Here is a 19053-nt window from a genome sequence, read left to right as displayed (position 1 = left end):
TATCGCGAGCCGCGCCGCCTATCGCGGCGACAGCCCCGCGCACTGGCATTATGCCGCGTCGAAATCGGGCATGGTCGCGATGACCAAGACGATCGCGCGCGCCTATGCCAAGGACGGCATCCTTGCCTTTGCAATCTGCCCCGGCTTCACGATGACAGGCATGGCGGAGGAATATCTGTCGAGCCGCGGCGGGGAGAAATTGCTCGCCGAGATCCCGCTCGGCCGCGTCGCGATGCCCGATGAGGTGGGCGAAATGGCGCGCTGGTGCGCGCTCGATGCGCCCGCGGCGATGACCGGCGCGGTGCTCGACGTCAATGGCGCGAGCTATGTCCGCTAAGCCATGAGCTGGATCGTCTCGCTCCCCTGCACCCGCGCCGAGGCCGAGGCGCTCTCGGGCGAGGTGCCCGCACTCGACGCGCTCGCCCAGCCGCCGGTGGTGGTGACGCGCGAGATCGACGAGGATGCGGACGCGTGGCAGCTCGACGCCTATGTCGACGACAAGCCGCCGCCCGAGCTGCTGAAAATCCTGCAGGCGCTGATCCCGAGCGCCAAGGGCAAGAAGCCGGCCGTGGCGGAGCTGCCCGAAGAGGATTGGGTGACGCTGAGCCAGCAGGGGCTGGAGCCCGTGCAGGCGGGCCGCTTCTTCGTCCATACGAGCAGCTATTCGGGCCGCGTCCCCGCGGGCGCGACGCCGTTCCTGATCGACGCGAGTCAGGCGTTCGGCACCGGCGGGCACGACACGACCGCGGGCTGCCTCGCGATGCTCGACCGGCTCGCACGCGCTGGCGCAGCCCCGCGCAATATCGCCGACATCGGCACCGGCACCGGGCTCCTCGCCTTTGCCGCGCTGTCGCTGTGGCCGCGCGCGAGCGCGATCGCGTCGGACATCGACCCCGCGAGCATTTTCGTGACGCGTGACAATGCGGGCATCAACAGCGTGCCGCTCGGCCGCGGCTGCGGGCGGCTCGCGCTCGCGGTCGCGCCGGGCACCGACCATCCCGCGATCCGCCACCGCGCGCCTTACGATCTCGTCATCGCGAATATCCTTGCCGGGCCGCTGATCACCCTCGCCCCCGACATCGCCGCCGCGACCGCGCCCGGCGGCCACGCGATCCTCGCGGGATTGATCGCGCGCCAGATGGAGCCGGTGCTTGCCGCCTATCGCGCGCAGGGCTTTCGGCTCGCGGGGCGCGGCGGCAGCGCCGAGTGGCCGTGCCTGCTGCTGGTCAAGCGCCGCCGCTATGGCTGGCGCCGCAAGGAACGCGCGCTGCACCGCGCGAGCCCGTCGGACGCGAGTTTCGGGAGCTGGTGAAACTTGGTCCCCCTCCCGCTTGCGGGAGGGGATAGTCGCTAGGCTTTCACCGCGGCATAATCCTGCGTGCCGCGCGTGATCACCTCGTCCTCCGGCAGGAAGTCGGCGATCGGAATCGGCGGCAGTGCGGCATTGGCGGCATAGAGCGGGGCGAAATCGGTGTTCACCGTCATATCCAGCAGCTGGTCGAGGCTGTCGATGACGAAATAATTCTGCTGGAAATCGTCGATCCGGTAATCGGTACGCATCACGCGCGCGAGGTCGAAGCCGATGCGGTTCGGGCTGTCCGACTCGAGCGCGAAGATGCTTTCGGCATAGGAGGACACGATCCCGGCGCCGTAGATGCGCAGGCCGCCCGCCTCGCGGATCAGGCCGAATTCGACCGTGTACCAGTAAAGCCGCGCGAGCTGTTTCAGCGCATCGAATTTCAGGCTACGCAGCCCACCCTCGCCATAGGCGACCATGTAATCGGCGAACACCGGGTCGGCGAGCATCGGGACATGGCCGAAGACGTCGTGGAAGACGTCGGGTTCCTGGAGGTAGTCGAGCTGTTGCGGGGTGCGGATGAAATTGCCCGCCGGGAAGCGGCGGTTCGCGAGATGGTCGAAGAAGACCTCGTCGGGGACGAGCCCCGGCACCGCGACAACTTGCCACCCCGTCGCGTCGGTCAGGCGCGCGTTGAGTTCGCGATAATCGGGAATCCCCGGCTTTTCGAGACGCAGCACGTCGATCCCGCGCAGGAATGCCTCCGAAGCGCGGCCGGGAAGCATTTCCGACTGGCGCGCGAAAAGCGTGTCCCACATCGCATGCTCGTCGGCGGTGAACGCGTCCCAATTTTGCTGAATCGTCCAGTCGACCGCGGCGCCGGGCGGGGGGGTGTCATGGACGTGGGTGGCGGGATTCTTCATGGGCGAGAGCCTAGCATAAAATTGGTTTCAAGTGAAACTTTACCCGTCGAGAGTCACCACTTCGGTCGCCAGCCGGTCGACCTCGGCACGGTCGTGGCTGACATAGAGGATCGGCAGCTTAAGCTCGTCGCGAATCCGTTCGATCACCGTCATGATATCGCCGCGCCGCGCGGCGTCGAGCGACGACAAGGGCTCGTCCATCAGCAGGCAATCGGGGCCGCGAAGCAGTGCGCGGCCGATCGCCACCCGCTGCGCCTCGCCCCCCGACAGCGTGTGCGGCCAGCGGTCGAGCAGATGGCCGATGCCGAGAAAGGCGACGGCTTCGTCGAGGGTCATCCAGCGGTCGGCGGGGTCGGCCAGGTCATGGCCGTAAAGCAGGTTCGCGCGGACGCGGCGATGCGGGAACAGCCGGCCGTCCTGAAAGATATAACCGATCCGCCGCGCCTCGGGCGGCAGGTCGACGGCGCCATCGAACAGGGTCCGGTTGCCGATGCGGATATGGCCGCGATCGGGCTTCAGCAATCCGGCGACCATGGCCAGGATGCTCGTCTTGCCGACGCCCGACGGGCCGAACAGCGCGGTCAGCCCCGGTCCGGCGATAAAGCGCACCGCGATCGTGCGGTCGCCGAGCCGCCGTTCGATGTCGATGTCAATCGCCATGCGGCGCCCTCCCCCCGTGGGTCCGGCGCACCAGCCATTCGGACAGGACCAGCGCGCCCAGCGACAAGGCGACCGAGAGCAACGCAAGCCGCGTCACCATCGCTTCGCCGCCGGGCACCTGCAGCGCCGAATAAATGGCGAGCGGCAGCGTGCGCGTCTCGCCCGGAATGTTCGAGACAAAAGTGATCGTCGCGCCGAACTCGCCGATCGAACGCGCGAAACCGAGGACGAGTGCGGCGAGGACGCCGGGCAGCGCGAGCGGCAGGCTGATCGTCCAGAAGCTGTGCCACGGGCTCGCGCCGAGCGTGCGCGCCGCGCCCTCGAACCGCCGGTCGATGCCCTCGATCGACAGCCGCATCGCGCGCACCATCAGCGGCAGCGCCATGATCGCGGCGGCGAGCGCCGCGCCGGTCCAGCGGAACATCAAACTCACCCCGAACCAGCTTTCGAGCCAGCGCCCGACGGGGCCGAACGGGCCGAAAGCGATGAGGAGCAGCCAGCCGGTGACGACGGGGGGCAGGACGAGCGGCAGGTGGACGAGCGCGTCGAGCAGGACCCGGCCCGGAAAGCGGTGGCGCGCCAGCATCCAGGCGAGCGCAAAGGCGATGGGCAGCGTCACGAGCACCGCGACGCCGCCGACCTTCAGCGACAGCGCGACGATCCCCCACTCTTCGGGTGAGAGCATCAGAAGCCCCCACATCCGTCATTGCGAGCCCTTCGACTGCCTTGCAGGCGCTCAGGATAAACTTCCGCTTTGCGGAAGCGAAGCAATCCAGAGTAGGGTTGCGCCGCTCTGGATTGCTTCGCTTCGCTCGCAATGACGAGATTTTTCATTCGTTAAGGCACCGAGAAACCATGGCGCGCGAAGATCGCGCGACCCTGCTTCGACAGCAGAAAGGCGCGGAAGCCCGCCGCATCCTTGTGCCGCGACGCCTTCAAGACCGCGACCGGATAGCGGATCGGCGGATGGCTGGACGCCGGAAATGTGCCGACGACACGAACGGCTTTCGACGCGCGCGCGTCGGTCGCATAGACGATGCCGAGCGGCGCGGCGCCGCGTTCGACGAGCGCCATCGCGGCGCGGACGTTTTCGGCGGGAGCGACTTTTGTCGCAACGCCGCGCCATACGCCGAGCTGTGTGAGCGCCGCCTTGGCATATTTGCCCGCGGGCACCGCATCGGGATCGGCGAGCGCCAGGCGCCCGGCACCAAGCGCGCGCGCCAGCGGAAAGCCGCGCGCCGGGGTCAGCCGCACCTTGCTCGCCGCCGGCGCGATCAGCACCAGCCGGTTGCCGGGCAGCGTTATGCGTGTGCCCGGACGCAGCAGCCCCGCCTTCGCCACCACGTCCATCCATTCCTCGTCGGCCGAGAGGAACAGGTCGGCGGGCGCGCCCGCGATGGCCTGCCGCGCGAGCGCCGACGAGGCGGCGAAGGAGATGACGGGCTTGGCGTGCCCCTTTTCCGCCCACGCATTGGCCGCTTCGGTCAGCGATTCCTGCAGGCTGGCCGCCGCGAGCACCACCGGGCCGCGTTCCTGCGCCATCGCCGTGGGGGCGAGGAGCAGCGCGATCAGCACGATGAGCTGGTACAGGGTGCGGGTCATCGCGCGACCATAAGGCGAGCGGGACGGCAGGGAAAGCCGTCCCGCTCGCCGCCGTCAAAATCGCGCGCAAACCCTGGCCGAAACGGCGCGGCAATCCAGAGCGGCGCAACCCTACTCTGGATTGCTTCGCTTCCGCAAAGCGGAAGTTTATCCTGAGCGCCTGCAAGGCAGTCGAAGGGCTCGCAATGACGAGGATTATTCCGCAGGCGTCTCGTCGGTCTTTTTGCCCGTGCGCGTCCAGGGGTAGAGGAACTGGCCCCAATAGCTTCGCGGCACATCCTCGGGGATGCCGTAATTTTCGGGCCAGCGGTCCTTCGGCAGGTGAAAGGTGCCGAACATCTTGTCGATCCACGGAAAATGGATCGCGAAATTAACGTCGAACGCCTCGCGCTCCAGCCCATGGTGCCAGTGGTGGAAGCGCGGGGTCGCGATCCAGTGGCCGAGCCGGTTGAAATTGCCCCCGACATTGGCGTGGAGCAGCGACGACCAGACGTAAACGAAGCCGATATAGGCCTGCATCACCGACGGCGCGAAACCGAGCGTGAACAGCGGCAGCGAAGTGATCGAACGGAGCAGGATGATCTCGACGAAGTGCATCCGCGACCCCGCGAGCCAGTCCATCGACTTCGCGCTGTGGTGCACCGCGTGGAAACCCCAGAGGAAGGGGTAGCGGTGGAAGGTGCGGTGGAACCAATATTGCGCCATGTCCGACGCGACGAGCACGATGGCGAACTGCACCAGCCACGGCAGCGAGGCGACCCCGGCGCGGAACGCCTCCCAATTGCTCGTATTCTCGTTGATGATCGTCGAGGGCGCGAGCGCGAGGAAGCCGAGCACCTGCACGAACATCGTGCTGACGAGATAATAGAAAAGATCCTCGCGCCATTCGATGCGGAACAGCCGCTGCGTCCGGCGATGCGGGAAGGCGCGTTCCAAGGGCGCGAACATGAAGCCGGTGACGAGCAGGTTCACGACGAAGAAGTCGAGCCCGAAGAAAATGCCCCAGTCGCGCGTCTCCTGCGGCTGGACGTTCGATCCGCCGACGAGGATCGCGGCGAGCCCGATCATCAGCGCAGTGAGCCCGAGCGCCTTGCGCGGGCGAAGCAGCAGGCTGAGTAGGGAGAGGCCGTAGCTGATCAGCAACGTCGCATGGACGACCCCGCGAAAGCCGCCCCAATGCTTGATGATTTCGAGTTCGGGCGTCGCGAACCAGTCGGGGAAGCGCAGCGCGATCACCATGAAGAAACCCGCGATCGCGAACAGGAGTCCGAAGAAGCCCGAAAGCCAGCCGCTGCCGAATCGCCGCACCTCGGTGTGCGATTCGAGATCGCGCATCAGGCTGTCCAGATAATCACGCTTTGCCATGTGCCCCCCTCGCAGCATTTTCGCCGCGCCGTCTGTGATGGCGCGCACGGCTTTACTTCATTCTAATCTTCGTCATGCCGGGCTTGACCCGGCACCCGCCTTTTCCTTCAAGATCAGGCGGGCCCCGGATCAAGTCCGGGGTGACGAGGGTGGAGATATTGCCTACCCCGCCGCGGCGACGATCGCAGCCCATTCGGCTTCGTCGATCACCTTGATCCCAAGCGCGCTCGCCTGTTTGAGCTTCGACCCCGCGCCCGGCCCCGCGACGACGAGGTGGGTCTTCGCGCTCACGCTGCCCGCCGCCTTGGCTCCGAGCGCTTCGGCCTGCGCTTTCGCTTCGTCGCGGCTCATCGTCTCTAGCTTGCCGGTGAAGACGACCGTCATGCCCGACACCTCGCTCTCGCGCGTTTCGACGACATAGAGCGGCGGCGAAACTTCGGAGAGCAGATCGTCCCACAGGTCGCGGTTGTGCGGTTCGTGGAAGAAATCGCCGAGCGCTTCGGCGACCGCGGGGCCGATGCCGTCGGCGCGGACTTCGAGGATCGATTTGAAGGCGTCGACCTTTCGGGCCGTATATTTGCCATCGGATTCGCCCTCGCCCTGCGGATTTTCTTCCAGATAGACGTGGATTTCGGCCGCCTTTTCGGGAAGCCGCGCGATGTCGCCCAGCCCCTTGAGCAAGTCGCGCGCGGTGACCGCGCCGACGTGGCGGATGCCGAGCCCGAACAGCAGGCGCGCCGCGTCGGGCTGGCGCTTCGCCTCGATCGCGGCAAAGAGATTGTCGACCGACTTTTCCTTCCAGCCTTCGCGGTCGAGTAGCTCGGCGCGGTGGCTTTTCAGGCGGAAGATGTCGGCGGGCCCCTTTTCGAGCCAGCCGAGGTCGAGGAATTCGGCGATGCTCTTTTCACCCAGTCCCTCGACGTCGAGCGCCCCGCGGCTGACGAAATGGCGGAGGCGCTCGAATTTCTGCGCATTGCAGATGAGGCCGCCGGTGCAGCGCACGTCGACCTCGCCCTCCTCTGCCACCGCCTCGCTGTTGCAGACGGGGCAATGGTCGGGGAACACATAGGGCGCGCGCTCTTCGTCGCGGGTGAGGTTTTCAACGACCTGCGGGATCACGTCGCCCGCGCGCTGGATGACGACGCGGTCGCCGGGACGGACGCAGAGGCGGCCGATCTCGTCGCGGTTGTGGAGGGTGACGTTCGAGACGACGACCCCGCCGACGGTGACGGGGACGAGGCGGCCGACGGGGGTCAGCTTGCCGGTGCGGCCGACCTGGATGTCGATGGCTTCCAATGTCGTCTGCGCGCGTTCGGCAGGGAATTTATGCGCGATGGCCCAGCGCGGCGCCTTGGCGACGAAGCCCAGGCGCGCCTGCCAGTCGAGCCGGTCGACCTTGTAGACCACACCGTCGATGTCGTAGGGTAGTTCGGCGCGCTGGCGCTCGATTGCGGCATAATGGGCAAGAATTTCAGCGACGCTGTCGTAGCGTTTGAGGAGCGGCGAAACCGGGACGCCCCAGCTTTCGATTACCTTCATCGCATCATACTGCGTTTCGGCGGGAAGCGCGCTCACTTCGCCCCAGCCATGTGCAAGAAAGCGGAGCGGACGCGACGCGGTAACGCTCGCATCCTTCTGGCGCAGCGAGCCGGCGGCGGCGTTGCGCGGATTGGCGAACTGGCGCGCTTTTTCAGGGTCGTCGGCCTCGGCAAGCAGCCGCGCGTTGAGCGCAGCGAAATCGGCCTTCGCCATATAGACTTCGCCGCGGATCTCGAAGACATCGGGGGCGTCGCCCTTCAACTGCTGCGGAATGTCGGCGATGTGGCGTACGTTCGCGGTCACATCTTCGCCGACGCTGCCGTCGCCGCGCGTCGCCGCCTGGACGAGCCTGCCCTTTTCGTAACGCAGCGAGCAGGAGAGACCATCGATCTTGTCCTCGGCGGTCAGCGCAACGCTCTCGCCCTCGCCAAGGTTCAGGAAACGCCGCACGCGCGCAGCGAATTCCTCGACATCTTCGGCTGCAAAGGCGTTGTCGAGACTCATCATCCGCTGGGCATGGGCGACCTTAGCGAGCGGCGACGCCTCGACCGCGGCGCCGACCAGCTTGTTCGGGCTGTCGGCGCGGATCAGCTGCGGGAAAGCGGCTTCGAATTCGTTGTTGCGGCGGACCAGCGCGTCATAGTCGGCGTCCGAAATCTCGGGCGCATCCTCGGCATGATAGCGTTTGCTGTGATAGGCGATCTGCTTTGCCAGCCGCATCAGTTCATTGGCGGCGTCGGCCTCGGACAGGGATTCGATTTCGGTCATGCACCGGTCTTTGCCACCGGCTTGAATTCGGCGCGAGTACCAAATCCTGCGATCAGCGGGCGCCCCTTCTTGATCGCTTCTTGCACGGCGGGCAGCTTCAGCGAGGCGGCATGCGATTCCTTGCTGTCCCACAGTTCGACGATCCAGATCGCATCGGGGTTCGCGCTGTCCTCGCCGATCAGATAGGCGATGTTGCCGGGCATCTGACCCGTGCCTTCGGACAGGATCGCGACGAGCGCGGCGCGCTGGCCGGGATGCGCCGTCATCTGGCCGAGCAGGCCATATTGGGGGTCGGCTTCTTCCATCTTGGCCTCCAGGGCGCGCAGTTTCGTGGCGGGGAGCAGCGCAGCAGCCGTCGCGATCAGCGCAGCCATATGGTCGCGGCGGTTCATCATTTGGCGATCGCCAGCACATGCACCTCGCGGCGGATGCGAAAGCCGAGCGATTCGTAAAGCGCGATCGCACCGGCATTGTCGGCGTAGCTGTGCAGGAACGGCTGCTCGCCGCGCAGGGCCATTTCGCGCATGACATGGCCGATCAGCGCGCGCGCATAACCGCGGCCGCGGCAATCCTCCCACGTCGACACGCCGCTCACCTCGGCCATGCCTGGCATGAGCATGCGTTGCCCCGCCATTGCCAGCAGCCGGCCGTTTTCACGGATCCCGAAAAAGGGCCCATAGCGATGCGTCTTCGGCCCCCAGGGACCGGGCTTGGCATGATCGGCGAGCGCGGCCATCTCGGGCGCGTCGTCTTCGCCGAGCGGGAGGATTGCCGGCTCGCCTTCGCGCGGCGGCGGCGGTGAGCCCTCGGCGACCATCTGCGCGAGCACCGCGCGCTTCACCTCGCGTGTTCCGGCGGGCACGGGCCAAGGCTCGCCTTCGACAATCCAGATTTCGCCGTCATCGGGGACAAGCGCAGCAAGCGCAGCAAGCGCATCGGGGCTAGTGTAGGCGGCGACACCGAAGACGCCATAGCCACGATCGATCCGCACCGCGCGGGCATCGCCCTCGGCCAGATGCGCCTGCCGTCCGGTCAGCATGCTCCAGACCGGGCGGTCGAGCGGATGCGCCGCCGCCATCGCTCAGGCCCGTTCCATCGCGAGCGTTTCGGTCGCCGGGATCTTCATCCCCTCGAACGCCTGTGCGGCATAGGGGCCCGCCGGGTCGACCCAGTGCAGAAACAGATGCGCCGACCAGCGATTGGGATTGGGCATCATCCGCCCGTGCAGGCGATGGACGCCCTGATAGAGCACGGCGTCGCCGGGCAGCATCGGCACCGAACCATGGGACTCGCCCCCGAAATCCTCGTCTGCCCGCTCGCGCGGGGTTTCGACATGCTGCGATCCGACCTCGAGCGGCCACGCCTTGCCGTCGCTGGCGGCGAGCAGCAGCGACAGGCTATGTTCGCAGGCGTAGCGGTCCGAATGAACGCGGCAGATGTCGCCCGCGCGGTACATGCGGAAATAGCAATAGGTCGGGCGAAGGTCGTGGCCGACGAGGGCGCTGATCGCCGGAGTCATCCCCCACAGGAAGGTCGCCATCGGCGGATATTGCATGCCGTAAACCTCGACCGCCTCGGTCTTGAGCAGCGCCGACCCGCGTTTCAGCGCATCGAACGACACGCCGCCGCGGATGAGGTCGGACTTGAGCGTCGCGAGGAAGGCATGCGTCACATCGGTCGGGACGAAGCCGGGCAGCGCGAGATAGCCCTGATCGCGATAGGTTTGCGCCCGGTCGGTCATAGCGTCTCCAGCAATCGTTCGGCCTGCGCGCGTGCCTCCGCGGTCACCTCGGCGCCCGACAGCATGCGCGCGATTTCCTCGCGGCGGCCGGCTTCGTCGAGCGCGTGGACGCTGGTGCGCGTCACGACGCCTTCGCTCGACTTGGCGATGACGAAATGCGCCGCGCCCTTCGCGGCGACCTGCGGGCTGTGCGTCACCGCAAGCAATTGCTTGCCCGCGCCCGCAAGCCTGGCGAGCCGCTCGCCGATCGCGCTGGCCACCGCCCCGCCGACACCGCGATCGATTTCGTCGAAGATGATCGTGTCGGCGCCGCCCTCTTCGGCGAGCGCCACTTTCAGTGCGAGGATGAAGCGCGAGAGCTCGCCGCCCGACGCGATCTTGGCGAGCGGCGCAAAGGGGGCGCCCGGGTTGGTCGAGATGAGATATTCGACGCGGTCCATGCCCTCGGGTCCCCAGCGTTCGGCGGAGAGCCGTTCGACGCGGGTCTGGAAGCGCGCGGCATCGAGCTTCAATGGCACCAGCTCGCCCGCGACCGCGGCGTCGAGCCGGGTCGCTGCCTTCGCGCGCAAGTCCGACAGCGCGGTGGCAGCGTGGGTGTAGGCGGCGGCGGTTTCGGCGACGGCGGCTTCAAGCTTCGCGAGCCCCGCGCTGCCGCCCTCGATCGCATCGAGCCGCGCGGCGAGGGTGCCGGTGAGTTCGGCGAGTTCGTCGGGCTGGACATTGTGTTTGCGCCCCATCGCGCGGAGTTCGAACAATCGCGTCTCGGTCGCCTCGAGCCGGTCGGGGTCGTACTCCATGGCGCGCGCGGCTTCGTGCAGCTTCGTCTCGGCCTCGTCGGCTTCGATGATCGCGCGGTCGAGACCCGCGAGCGCTTCGGCGAGCAAAGGATGGTCGCCCGCGAGCCGGTCGAGCCGGCGGGCGGCGCCGCGGAGCTGCGCGGGGCCGCTCTCGCTGCCCTCGAACGCCTCGAGGATCGTACCGAGGTCGCCGGCGATCTTCTCACCCTTCTGCATCGCGGCGCGCGCCTCGGCGAGTTCGACTTCCTCGCCAGGCTGCGGATCCAGCGCCTGCAGTTCAGCGACGCAATGCTCCAGCCATTCGCGGTCGCGCGTTGCCTCTGTGAGGGCATCGCGCGCGGCGGCGAGCCGAGTCTCGGCGGCGCGCCACGCGGCATGCGCCGATGCCACCGCCGCCGTGTCGGCGCGCGCATAGGCGTCGAGCAGCGCGCGGTGCCCCGCGGGCGCGAGCAGGCCGCGATCGTCGTGCTGGCCGTGAATTTCGACGAGATGCCCCCCGACCTCACGCAGCAGCGCCGCCGAACAGGGCTGGTCGTTGAGGAAGGCGCGGCTGCCGCCGTCGGCCTTCAGCGTGCGGCGGATCAGCAGCGGCTCGCCGACCTCGATCGCGACCTCATTATCGGCGAGTAGCGCGGCGAGCGGCGTGCCGGGTGCTGGCGGAACAAAACTCGCGGTTACCTGCGCCTTGTCGGTGCCCTGGCGTACGAGCGCACTGTCAGCACGCGCGCCTAGCGCAAGGCCCAGCGCATCGAGCAGGATCGACTTGCCCGCCCCTGTCTCGCCCGTCAGCACGCCGAGCCCCGATTCGAAATCGAGGTCGAGCCGTTCGATCAGGACGATATTGGCGATGGACAAAGCGGTCAGCACAAAGCGTCCTTACCGCAGAACAAAGCGCGAATCCACGCTCCGCTTATAAGGCGCTTGGCGCGTTCTTCTGCATCAGCTTGTAAGCGCGCTCGTACCATTCATTGCCCGGATAGTTGGCGCCCAGCACCGCCGCCGATTTCTTCGCCTCGGCGGGGATGCCCAGCGAGAGATAGCATTCGGTCAGGCGATAGAGCGCCTCGGGCGCATGGCTGGTGGTCTGATATTTGTCGACGACCTCGCGGAAGCGGATCGACGCGGCGAGCCAGTTCGAGCTGCGCTGGTAGAAACGGCCGATTTCCATTTCCTTGCCCGCCAGATGGTCCTGCACGAGGTCGATCTTGAGCCGCGCGTCGGAGGCATAGCGGCTGTCCGGATAACGGCGGATCACCTCGCCCAGCGCACTCGATGCCTGCTGGGTGATCTTCTGGTCGCGCGTGACGTCGCTGATCTGCTCATAATAGCTGAGCCCGATCAGATAATAGGCGTAGGGCGCGTCCTTGTTGCCCGGATGGATCGCGAGGAAACGCTGCGCGGCTTCGATCGCCGGGGTGTATTCGCGGTCCATATAATAGGAAAAGCTGCTCATCAGCTGCGCCCGGCGCGCCCAGGGCGAATAGGGATGCTGACGCTCGACCTCGTCGAACAGCGCGGCGGCGACGCCATACTGGCCGCGATCGAGCCGGTCCTGCGCCGCGCGATACAGCGTGTTGACGTCGCGCGCGACGTAGCGCGTGTCCTTCTTGACCGCGCCGCCGCCGGCACAGGCCGCCAGCATGGGGGTGATCACGAGTGCGGCGGCGAGCAGGCGCAGCGATGCACGGGAGGAGGGCGCGCGCGGGGGGAAACGGTGAGTCATGCGCGCGGTATAGCCACAGCGCGGATGAACGCAAAATAAATGATGGTCACTGGTCGTGGTCTTTTACCCCTTCGTCACCCTCGCGAAGGCGGGGGTCCCGCTTTCAAGCGTTGAGGGTGTCGAACAGGTCCAGCCAGTCGGGATTCTGTTCCTCGATCAGCCGAATCTTCCATTCGCGATTCCACTTCTTCATCGCCTTTTCGCGGGCGATGGCGTCGTGGATGTCTTCATGGCGTTCGGCGTAGACAAGGCGATCGAGTCCGTAGCGCTTACAGAAGTCGGAGCCGCCGCCTGTTCGGTGCTGCATTGTCCGGGCGGCAATATGCGCCGTTACGCCGATGTAAATCGTACCGCGGTAGCGGTCGGCCATGATGTAGACGTAGCCGCCTTTCATCGGCGGCGTTTAAGCGGGACCCCCGCCTTCGCGGGGGTGACGAAAAAAGGGCGGATTCTCAATGGCCCTTTACCACACACCCTTTCGGCGCGTCCGCCGGCGCCGGTACGCGGCGCGCGGTCTTGATCGTCACCGGCGGCTCCAGCATCTGGCCGACCATCACGCCCTCGCCCGCGGTCGGGGAGATCGGGGCGTTGAAGATTTGCTCGGCGATGTCGGCGCCCGCGACCAGTTCGCCGAACACCGCAAAACCCACGCCGTCGCCGCCCGGCGCATCGGCATCGAAGCCCTTGATGTCGGACAAGAGCATGAAGAAATCGGTCGTCGCATCGCCGGGATTGAGCCGCGCCATCGACAGCGCCCCCTTGCAGCTGGTGAGGCCCGTGGTGGTCGTCGCCTCGTGTGCGATCGGCGGGAAATTCTTGCGCGCATCGCCGCGATTGCCCGCCTGCACCAGCTGGTTCGCCGGCCCCCAGCTCTTCGTCGAGCGATAGAATTTGAACCCGTCCATCCGCTTCGCGTCGACATAGCGCAGGAAATTCGCGCTCGTGACCGGCGCGCGCTTATTCTCGAGCCGGACGGTGATCGTACCAAGGTCGGTGACCAGTGCGACGTAAGGCCGTGTATCGGGTGCCTCGGGCCTTGGCGGGACCGGCAGCGGCGGCGGTGGCGGCGGCGGTGCCATCATCGGCCTGATGACCGGGACCGGGCGCGGCGGAGGTGGAACGACGGCGGGTGCGGACTGGGCGGTCATGGCAAACGAGAGGATCAGCGTCTGTAAAATCATGGACTCACTCTGTATCGGACAAATCGGTACGACCGAGGCTATACGCTGTCAGCCGCCGCGCCAAGCGGCGACGCGACTCGAGGAAGGGGAAAGTCGGCCGATGAGCGAGAATCCGGATCGCGAAGCCGCAGCCGAAACGGTCGCCCCAGCGTCGGACGCCGCGGCGGTGGGCTCGCGGTTCCTGCGTTACCTGCCCTTCATCACCATCGCGCATTTCGTCATCGGGCTGCCCGCGCTGATCGCGTCGCTCGCGCTTGCCTATTTCGCGTTTGTGCAGGCCGATGCTACGCAGAAGATGCAGACCGGCGGGGCGATGCCTTTTGTCACCTTCGGCACCAGCAATGCCACCAAAGATGGCAAGCCCGATATTTCGCTGTCGCTGACCAACAATGGCGTCGGCCCGGCGATCCTCGGGCCCATAGAGATGCGTTACGACGGCAAGGCGCTCGCGAACCCGACCGAATTGTTCGCCGTCTGCTGCGGCGACCAGCGGGGAACATCGCTGTCCTATTCGACCTCACCATCGACCGGTGTCGCGATCCGGCCGGGCGAAACGCAGAACCTCATCAACCTGCCCCGAACGCCCGGCAATGAAGCGATCTGGCAGGCCTTCAACAAGGAGCGGTGGAAGCTCAAGGTCCGATCCTGCTATTGTTCGATCTTCAACGACTGCTGGATCATCGAAGGCATGCAGGGGCTTCCCAAGCCCGTGAAGCAATGCCCCGCCGACTGGTCGCTTTACAGCGAGGATGCGCGAAACCGGATCGCGGGGGCGCCGTAGACCACCGCTTGCGCGAATAATTCAACCAATCGGTTGACAATTAAATCCAGCCGATCAATATTCAACCTCATGGTTGAACATGATTCGCATACACTCGATACGATCTTCCACGCGCTCGGCGACGCGACGCGCCGGGCGATGCTGGGCGAGCTCGCCGCCGGCGAACGGACGGTCGGCGAACTGGCAGAGCCTTTCGCAATGTCGCTCGCCGCGGCGTCGAAGCATATCAAGGTGCTCGAAAACGCCGGGATGGTCCGCCGCGACGTGCGCGGGCGCACCCATGTCTGCAGCCTCGACCCGGTGCCGCTGATGAGCGCCGACCAGTGGATCGGCATGTACCGCCGCTTCTGGACCGACCGGCTGGGCACCCTCGAACGCATCCTGCGCGCGCAGGATGCCCCGCCCCCTCCCCCCAAGAAGCCCCTCCCCGGGAAAGAAGGAGAATGACGATGAATGCGATGCTTGCCGAAGACAATTATGGCGTCCTGACCGAGCCCGCGACGCTGAAGATCGAGCGCCTGCTCCCCGGCCCGGTCGACCGCATCTGGTCGTACCTCACCGACGGCGAGCTGCGCCGCCAGTGGCTTGCGGCGGGCGCGATGGAGGAAAAGGCCGGCGCGCCGGTCGATCTCGTCTGGCGCAACGACGAACTCACCGACCCGCCGGGCACACGCCCCGAAGGCTTTGGCGACGAACACCGGATGACGTGCGAAGTCATCGCGATCGACGCGCCGCGCCTGCTGTCGATCAGCTGGGGAAGCACCGGCGGCGTGACCTTCACGCTTCAGGAAAAGGGCCACGAGGTGCTGCTGACGATCGTCCACAAGCGCGTCGAGGATCCAGCGGTGCTCCTCAACGTCAGCGCGGGCTGGCACAGTCATATCGACGTGCTCGAAGCCAAGCTGCGCGGCACGACGCCGGTGCCGCACTGGGATAATTTTGCGCAGCTGCGCGGCGTTTATGCCGAGCGCCTGTTCGACTGATCCTGCCGATACCCGAACGAAAGGGGGCTGCGCGAGCGAAGGCGGATTTGACAATCGTCTCTCTTCGCGTCAGCGTCGGCATCCATGACAAGGCACGAGCGCGGAAGTCGTGCGCAGGTTCGGCGATGGGAGTTACACCATGCTCAAGACCGGTATCACAGTCATAATGCTGACTTTGGTTTCCGCGCCCGCCGGGGCGCAGCAACGCAGTGAAAGCACGGGATCGGCCAGCTTTCCAGCCTATCTTTTAAACTCGGGGAGCGGACACAACCAGAACCCCCTTTACCTGAAGGATGACCGGCGCTGCCTTGTTCGCAAGGCGACGGGACGTACCGAATGCCGTTCGATGGCAGAATGGCGCCGGATGGCCAAAGAGATCGATACAAAGGCCAGTCAAGGCGCGAAATAGTCGCTCGCGCAATCCGGTAGTGGATCGAACACCGCAGAAAAAAGGGGCCGCTTTCGCGGCCCCTTTCCTTATTCGATACTCCGAAGACTTAGTCCTTCAGGAAGTCGGGCACATGGCCTTGGTCTTCCGGACCTTCGTTGCGTTCGCGGCGCGGGCCGCGGTCGCCGCCTTCGCGGCGCGGGCCACGATCGCCGCCGCCGTCGCGGCGCGGGCCGCGATCACGGCCGCCACCGTCGCCGCGGGGGCCACGGTCGCCGTCACGGCGCGGGCCACGGTCGCCGCGCGGTTCGCGGGGTTCGCGCGGCGGGCGCGTGTCTTCCAGTTCTTCACCGGTTTCCTGGTTGACGACGCGCATCGACAGGCGAACCTTGCCGCGCGGGTCGATCTCGAGGACCTTGACCTTGACTTCCTGGCCTTCGGCGAGGACGTCCGACACCTTCTCGACGCGCTCGTTGGCGATTTCAGACACATGGACGAGACCGTCCTTGCCGCCCATGAAATTCACGAACGCACCGAAATCGACGAGGTTGACGACCTTGCCGTCATAGATTTTGCCGACTTCGGCTTCTTCGACGATGCCCGAAATCCACTTGCGCGCGGCTTCGATCTGCGCCGGATCGCTCGACGAAATCTTGATCAGACCTTCGTCGTCGATGTCGACCTTGGCGCCGGTGGTCGCGACGATCTCGCGGATCACCTTGCCGCCGGTGCCGATGATGTCGCGGATCTTCGCCTTGTCGATCTGCATCGTTTCGATGCGCGGCGCATAGTCCGACAGTTCGGTACGGGCTTCGCCCAGCGCCTTGGCCATTTCGCCGAGGATGTGCGCGCGGCCTTCCTTTGCCTGGTTCAACGCGGCTTCGAAGATCTCGCGCGTGATGCCCGCGATCTTGATGTCCATTTGCATCGTGGTGATGCCTTCGGACGTGCCCGCCACCTTGAAGTCCATGTCGCCGAGGTGATCTTCGTCACCGAGGATGTCCGACAGGATCGCGAAATCCTTGCCTTCGAGGATCAGGCCCATCGCGATGCCCGAAACCGGGCGCTTGAGCGGAACGCCGGCGTCCATCATCGCAAGGCTGCCGCCGCAGACCGACGCCATCGACGACGAGCCGTTCGACTCGGTGATGTCGCTGGTGATGCGGATCGTGTAGGGGAACTCGTCCTTCGTCGGCAGCACCGCGTGCAGCGCACGCCATGCCAGCTTGCCATGGCCGATGTCGCGGCGGCTGGGCGCCCCGAAACGGCCGACTTCGCCGACCGAATAGGGCGGGAAGTTATAGTGCAGCATGAAGTTCTGATACGACAGGCCGGTCAGGCCGTCGATCATCTGCTCGCTGTCCTTGGTGCCCAAGGTGCAGGTCGCGATCGTCTGCGTCTCGCCGCGCGTGAACAGCGCCGAGCCGTGGGCGCGGGGCAGGAAGTGCGTTTCGGCGACGATCGGACGAATCTGCGTCGTCGTGCGTCCGTCGATGCGCTTGCCGTCCTTGAGGATGGCGCCGCGAACGATTTCCGCTTCGAGCTTCTTCATCAGCTTGCCGGCGGCCATCTGGTCCTGCGGCGCGGCGTCGGCGAAGGCTTCCTTGGCCTTGGCGCGCGCTTCGTTCAGCGCGTTCGAGCGGGCCGATTTGTCGGTCAGCTTGTAAGCCGCGGCAATGTCCTTGCCGATCAGCTTCTTGAGCTTGTCCTTGGCGGCCGACAGGTCGGCCTGTTCGGCCATGTCCCAGGGATCCTTGGCAGCCTGTTCGGCCAGCTTCACGATCGCCTTGACGATGTCCTTACACGCATCGTGCGCGAACAGGACGGCGCCGAGCATGACCTCTTCCGACAGCTCATTGGCTTCGGATTCGACCATCATCACCGCGTCGTAGGTGGCGGCGACGACGAGGTCGAGGTCGCCTTCGGCAACCTGCGCATCGGTCGGGTTCAGGATATATTCGCCGCCCAAGTAACCAACGCGCGCAGCGCCGATCGGGCCCATGAAGGGCACGCCCGAAATCGTGAGAGCTGCAGACGCGGCGATCATCGCGAGAATGTCGGGCTCGTTGTGGCCGTCATAGCTCAGGACCTGGGCAATGACGTTGATTTCGTTGTAGAAACCTTCGGGGAACAGCGGACGGATCGGACGATCGGTCAAACGCGAAACCAAAGTTTCCTTTTCGGTCGCGCCGCGTTCGCGCTTGAAGAAGCCGCCCGGAATGCGTCCGGCGGCCGAATATTTTTCCTGATAATGGACGGTGAGCGGGAAGAAATCCTGCCCTTCCTTGACCGTCTTGGCAGCGGTCACGGCGGCCAATACCACCGTTTCGCCGAGCGTCGCGATGACCGCGCCGTCGGCTTGGCGGGCAACCTTGCCCGTTTCGAGGGTCAGCGTTTCACCGCCCCACTCGATCGATACTTTTTTCACGTCAAACATGGGATTTCCTTCGCCCGCCGGGCCCAATGCCGGGCGGGGCCTCTAGTTCCGGGCAATCCGGCCCGGGGCGGTGTAGGGCGTCTGTCTGCCCCTATGGCGGTCCCGCCGGATGCGGGAGCGGCCCTTTGTCAAACTCAACACCCGCTCGTCCTGAGGAGCCATTGAGCTTGTCGAAATGGCGTCTCGAAGGATGTCTGCGCCAGCGTCCTTCGAGACGGGCCTTCGCCTTCGCTCAGTCCCTCCTCAGGACAAACGGAGGCTTGGGTAAGCAAACGGCCCCGGAAGTCCGGGGCCGCCAGAAATTCTTATTTGCGAAGACCCAGCTTCGCGATCAGCGCCGAATAGCGGGCCTCGTCCTTCTTCTTCAGATAGTCGAGGAGGCTGCGGCGCTTGTTGACCATCATCAGAAGGCCGCGGCGGCTGTGGTTGTCCTTGTGGTGCGCCTTGAAGTGATCGGTCAGCGTGTTGATGCGGTCGGTCAGGATCGCGACCTGGACTTCCGGCGAACCGGTATCACCCTTTTCGCGGGCATTGTCCTTGATGACTTCGGCTTTGCGCTCGGCGGTAATCGACATATTCGTTCTTCCTCGAACATCCTTGTTTACAGATTGAAGCCTCGGACGACCTTCAGCGTTCCCGCCAAAGCCTCGATCAGGGCAACGGGACGCATATCGCTGTCCCTCCCCCAATAGAGCCCGTCATCCGTGCTACCCCCGGTCCAGACACGACCCTGACGGATCGCCCCTGCCGCTTCCGGGGAAAGGTTCAGAGCCGGGATGTCGACCAGCCCTGCCTCAAGCGGCAGAAATACTTCTGATTGGGCGGCGCCTTGGCCGAATGCGTTCAATTTGTCCAGCGAAATCGCCTG

At 65.8% G+C, this 19053-nt stretch carries 21 protein-coding genes and 1 pseudogene; 6 read left to right on the top strand and 16 right to left on the bottom strand.

The window, feature by feature from the left end:
- Together V6M50_RS18170 and V6M50_RS18165 are read left to right on the top strand one after the other, a co-directional pair.
- Nucleotides 1-337: SDR family NAD(P)-dependent oxidoreductase (locus tag V6M50_RS18170; RefSeq protein ID WP_332819990.1), on the top strand; the 337-nt coding region annotated here is incomplete at its 5' end.
- A 3-nt stretch (nt 338-340) separates the two neighbouring features.
- The gene (locus tag V6M50_RS18165) at nt 341-1312 is read left to right on the top strand and encodes a 50S ribosomal protein L11 methyltransferase (RefSeq protein ID WP_332819989.1); all 972 of its coding nucleotides are present in this window, start codon (nt 341-343) and stop codon (nt 1310-1312) included.
- 38 nt (nt 1313-1350) lie between these two features.
- Here V6M50_RS18165 and phhA read toward each other — a convergent pair whose 3' ends face one another.
- The 13 genes from phhA to V6M50_RS18100 form a co-directional block, all read right to left on the bottom strand.
- Complete coding sequence (gene phhA, locus V6M50_RS18160; protein ID WP_332819988.1) at nt 1351-2220, bottom strand: phenylalanine 4-monooxygenase; 870 nt, start codon at nt 2218-2220, stop codon at nt 1351-1353.
- Nucleotides 2221-2259: 39 nt separating this feature from the next.
- Entirely contained in the window at nt 2260-2880 is a 621-nt protein-coding gene (locus V6M50_RS18155; RefSeq protein WP_332819987.1) for a molybdenum ABC transporter ATP-binding protein, read from the bottom strand.
- A complete protein-coding gene (gene modB / locus V6M50_RS18150; protein WP_332819986.1) occupies nt 2870-3565 on the bottom strand; it encodes a molybdate ABC transporter permease subunit in 696 nt (231 codons plus the stop codon). The genes V6M50_RS18155 and modB overlap by 11 nt, the downstream gene beginning before the upstream one ends.
- 152 nt (nt 3566-3717) lie before the next feature.
- Nucleotides 3718-4482 (bottom strand): molybdate ABC transporter substrate-binding protein, encoded by a 765-nt coding sequence (gene modA / locus V6M50_RS18145; protein WP_332819985.1) that lies wholly within the window; start codon nt 4480-4482, stop codon nt 3718-3720.
- A 195-nt stretch (nt 4483-4677) separates the two neighbouring features.
- Complete coding sequence (locus V6M50_RS18140; protein ID WP_332819984.1) at nt 4678-5847, bottom strand: sterol desaturase family protein; 1170 nt, start codon at nt 5845-5847, stop codon at nt 4678-4680.
- A gap of 162 nt (nt 5848-6009) precedes the next feature.
- Complete coding sequence (ligA, locus tag V6M50_RS18135; RefSeq protein WP_332819983.1) at nt 6010-8154, bottom strand: NAD-dependent DNA ligase LigA; 2145 nt, start codon at nt 8152-8154, stop codon at nt 6010-6012.
- Complete coding sequence (locus V6M50_RS18130) at nt 8151-8549, bottom strand: putative quinol monooxygenase (RefSeq protein ID WP_443030541.1); 399 nt, start codon at nt 8547-8549, stop codon at nt 8151-8153. The genes ligA and V6M50_RS18130 overlap by 4 nt, the downstream gene beginning before the upstream one ends.
- Entirely contained in the window at nt 8546-9232 is a 687-nt protein-coding gene (locus V6M50_RS18125) for a GNAT family N-acetyltransferase (protein ID WP_332819982.1), read from the bottom strand. Before V6M50_RS18125 ends, V6M50_RS18130 begins: the two co-directional genes overlap by 4 nt.
- Nucleotides 9233-9235: 3 nt before the next feature.
- Entirely contained in the window at nt 9236-9895 is a 660-nt protein-coding gene (locus V6M50_RS18120; RefSeq protein ID WP_332819981.1) for a hypothetical protein, read from the bottom strand.
- The gene (gene recN / locus V6M50_RS18115) at nt 9892-11559 is read right to left on the bottom strand and encodes a DNA repair protein RecN (protein ID WP_332819980.1); all 1668 of its coding nucleotides are present in this window, start codon (nt 11557-11559) and stop codon (nt 9892-9894) included. Before recN ends, V6M50_RS18120 begins: the two co-directional genes overlap by 4 nt.
- Nucleotides 11560-11602: 43 nt before the next feature.
- Entirely contained in the window at nt 11603-12415 is an 813-nt protein-coding gene (locus tag V6M50_RS18110; protein WP_332819979.1) for an outer membrane protein assembly factor BamD, read from the bottom strand.
- 103 nt (nt 12416-12518) lie between these two features.
- Nucleotides 12519-12809 (bottom strand): GIY-YIG nuclease family protein, encoded by a 291-nt coding sequence (locus V6M50_RS18105; RefSeq protein WP_332819978.1) that lies wholly within the window; start codon nt 12807-12809, stop codon nt 12519-12521.
- A gap of 58 nt (nt 12810-12867) precedes the next feature.
- Nucleotides 12868-13563, bottom strand: coding sequence for a peptidylprolyl isomerase (locus tag V6M50_RS18100; protein WP_332819977.1), 696 nt, complete (start codon nt 13561-13563; stop codon nt 12868-12870).
- Between the two features lie 133 nt (nt 13564-13696).
- On the opposite strand from V6M50_RS18100, the gene V6M50_RS18095 reads away from it, so the two are divergent.
- The 4 genes from V6M50_RS18095 to V6M50_RS18080 all read left to right on the top strand — a co-directional run bounded on the left by V6M50_RS18095 (nt 13697) and on the right by V6M50_RS18080 (nt 15769).
- Nucleotides 13697-14377, top strand: coding sequence for a hypothetical protein (locus V6M50_RS18095; protein ID WP_332819976.1), 681 nt, complete (start codon nt 13697-13699; stop codon nt 14375-14377).
- A 69-nt stretch (nt 14378-14446) separates the two neighbouring features.
- Nucleotides 14447-14824, top strand: coding sequence for an ArsR/SmtB family transcription factor (locus tag V6M50_RS18090; protein ID WP_332819975.1), 378 nt, complete (start codon nt 14447-14449; stop codon nt 14822-14824).
- A gap of 2 nt (nt 14825-14826) precedes the next feature.
- The gene (locus V6M50_RS18085; RefSeq protein WP_332819974.1) at nt 14827-15360 is read left to right on the top strand and encodes an SRPBCC family protein; all 534 of its coding nucleotides are present in this window, start codon (nt 14827-14829) and stop codon (nt 15358-15360) included.
- 139 nt (nt 15361-15499) lie between these two features.
- Complete coding sequence (locus V6M50_RS18080; protein ID WP_332819973.1) at nt 15500-15769, top strand: hypothetical protein; 270 nt, start codon at nt 15500-15502, stop codon at nt 15767-15769.
- Between the two features lie 88 nt (nt 15770-15857).
- Here the strand turns inward: V6M50_RS18080 and pnp are convergent, their stop codons facing one another.
- The 3 genes and pseudogenes from pnp to V6M50_RS18065 all read right to left on the bottom strand — a co-directional run.
- The gene (gene pnp / locus V6M50_RS18075; protein WP_332819972.1) at nt 15858-18185 is read right to left on the bottom strand and encodes a polyribonucleotide nucleotidyltransferase; all 2328 of its coding nucleotides are present in this window, start codon (nt 18183-18185) and stop codon (nt 15858-15860) included.
- Nucleotides 18186-18490: 305 nt separating this feature from the next.
- Entirely contained in the window at nt 18491-18760 is a 270-nt protein-coding gene (rpsO, locus tag V6M50_RS18070; RefSeq protein WP_332819971.1) for a 30S ribosomal protein S15, read from the bottom strand.
- 26 nt (nt 18761-18786) lie between these two features.
- A pseudogene (locus V6M50_RS18065) lies at nt 18787-19053 on the bottom strand (tRNA pseudouridine(55) synthase TruB); the annotation flags it as partial.

The sequence above is a fragment of the Sphingopyxis sp. genome (assembly GCF_036675685.1).
Classification (GTDB): Bacteria; Pseudomonadota; Alphaproteobacteria; order Sphingomonadales; family Sphingomonadaceae; genus Sphingopyxis.
This window is presented reverse-complemented; position numbering and strand designations above follow the sequence as displayed.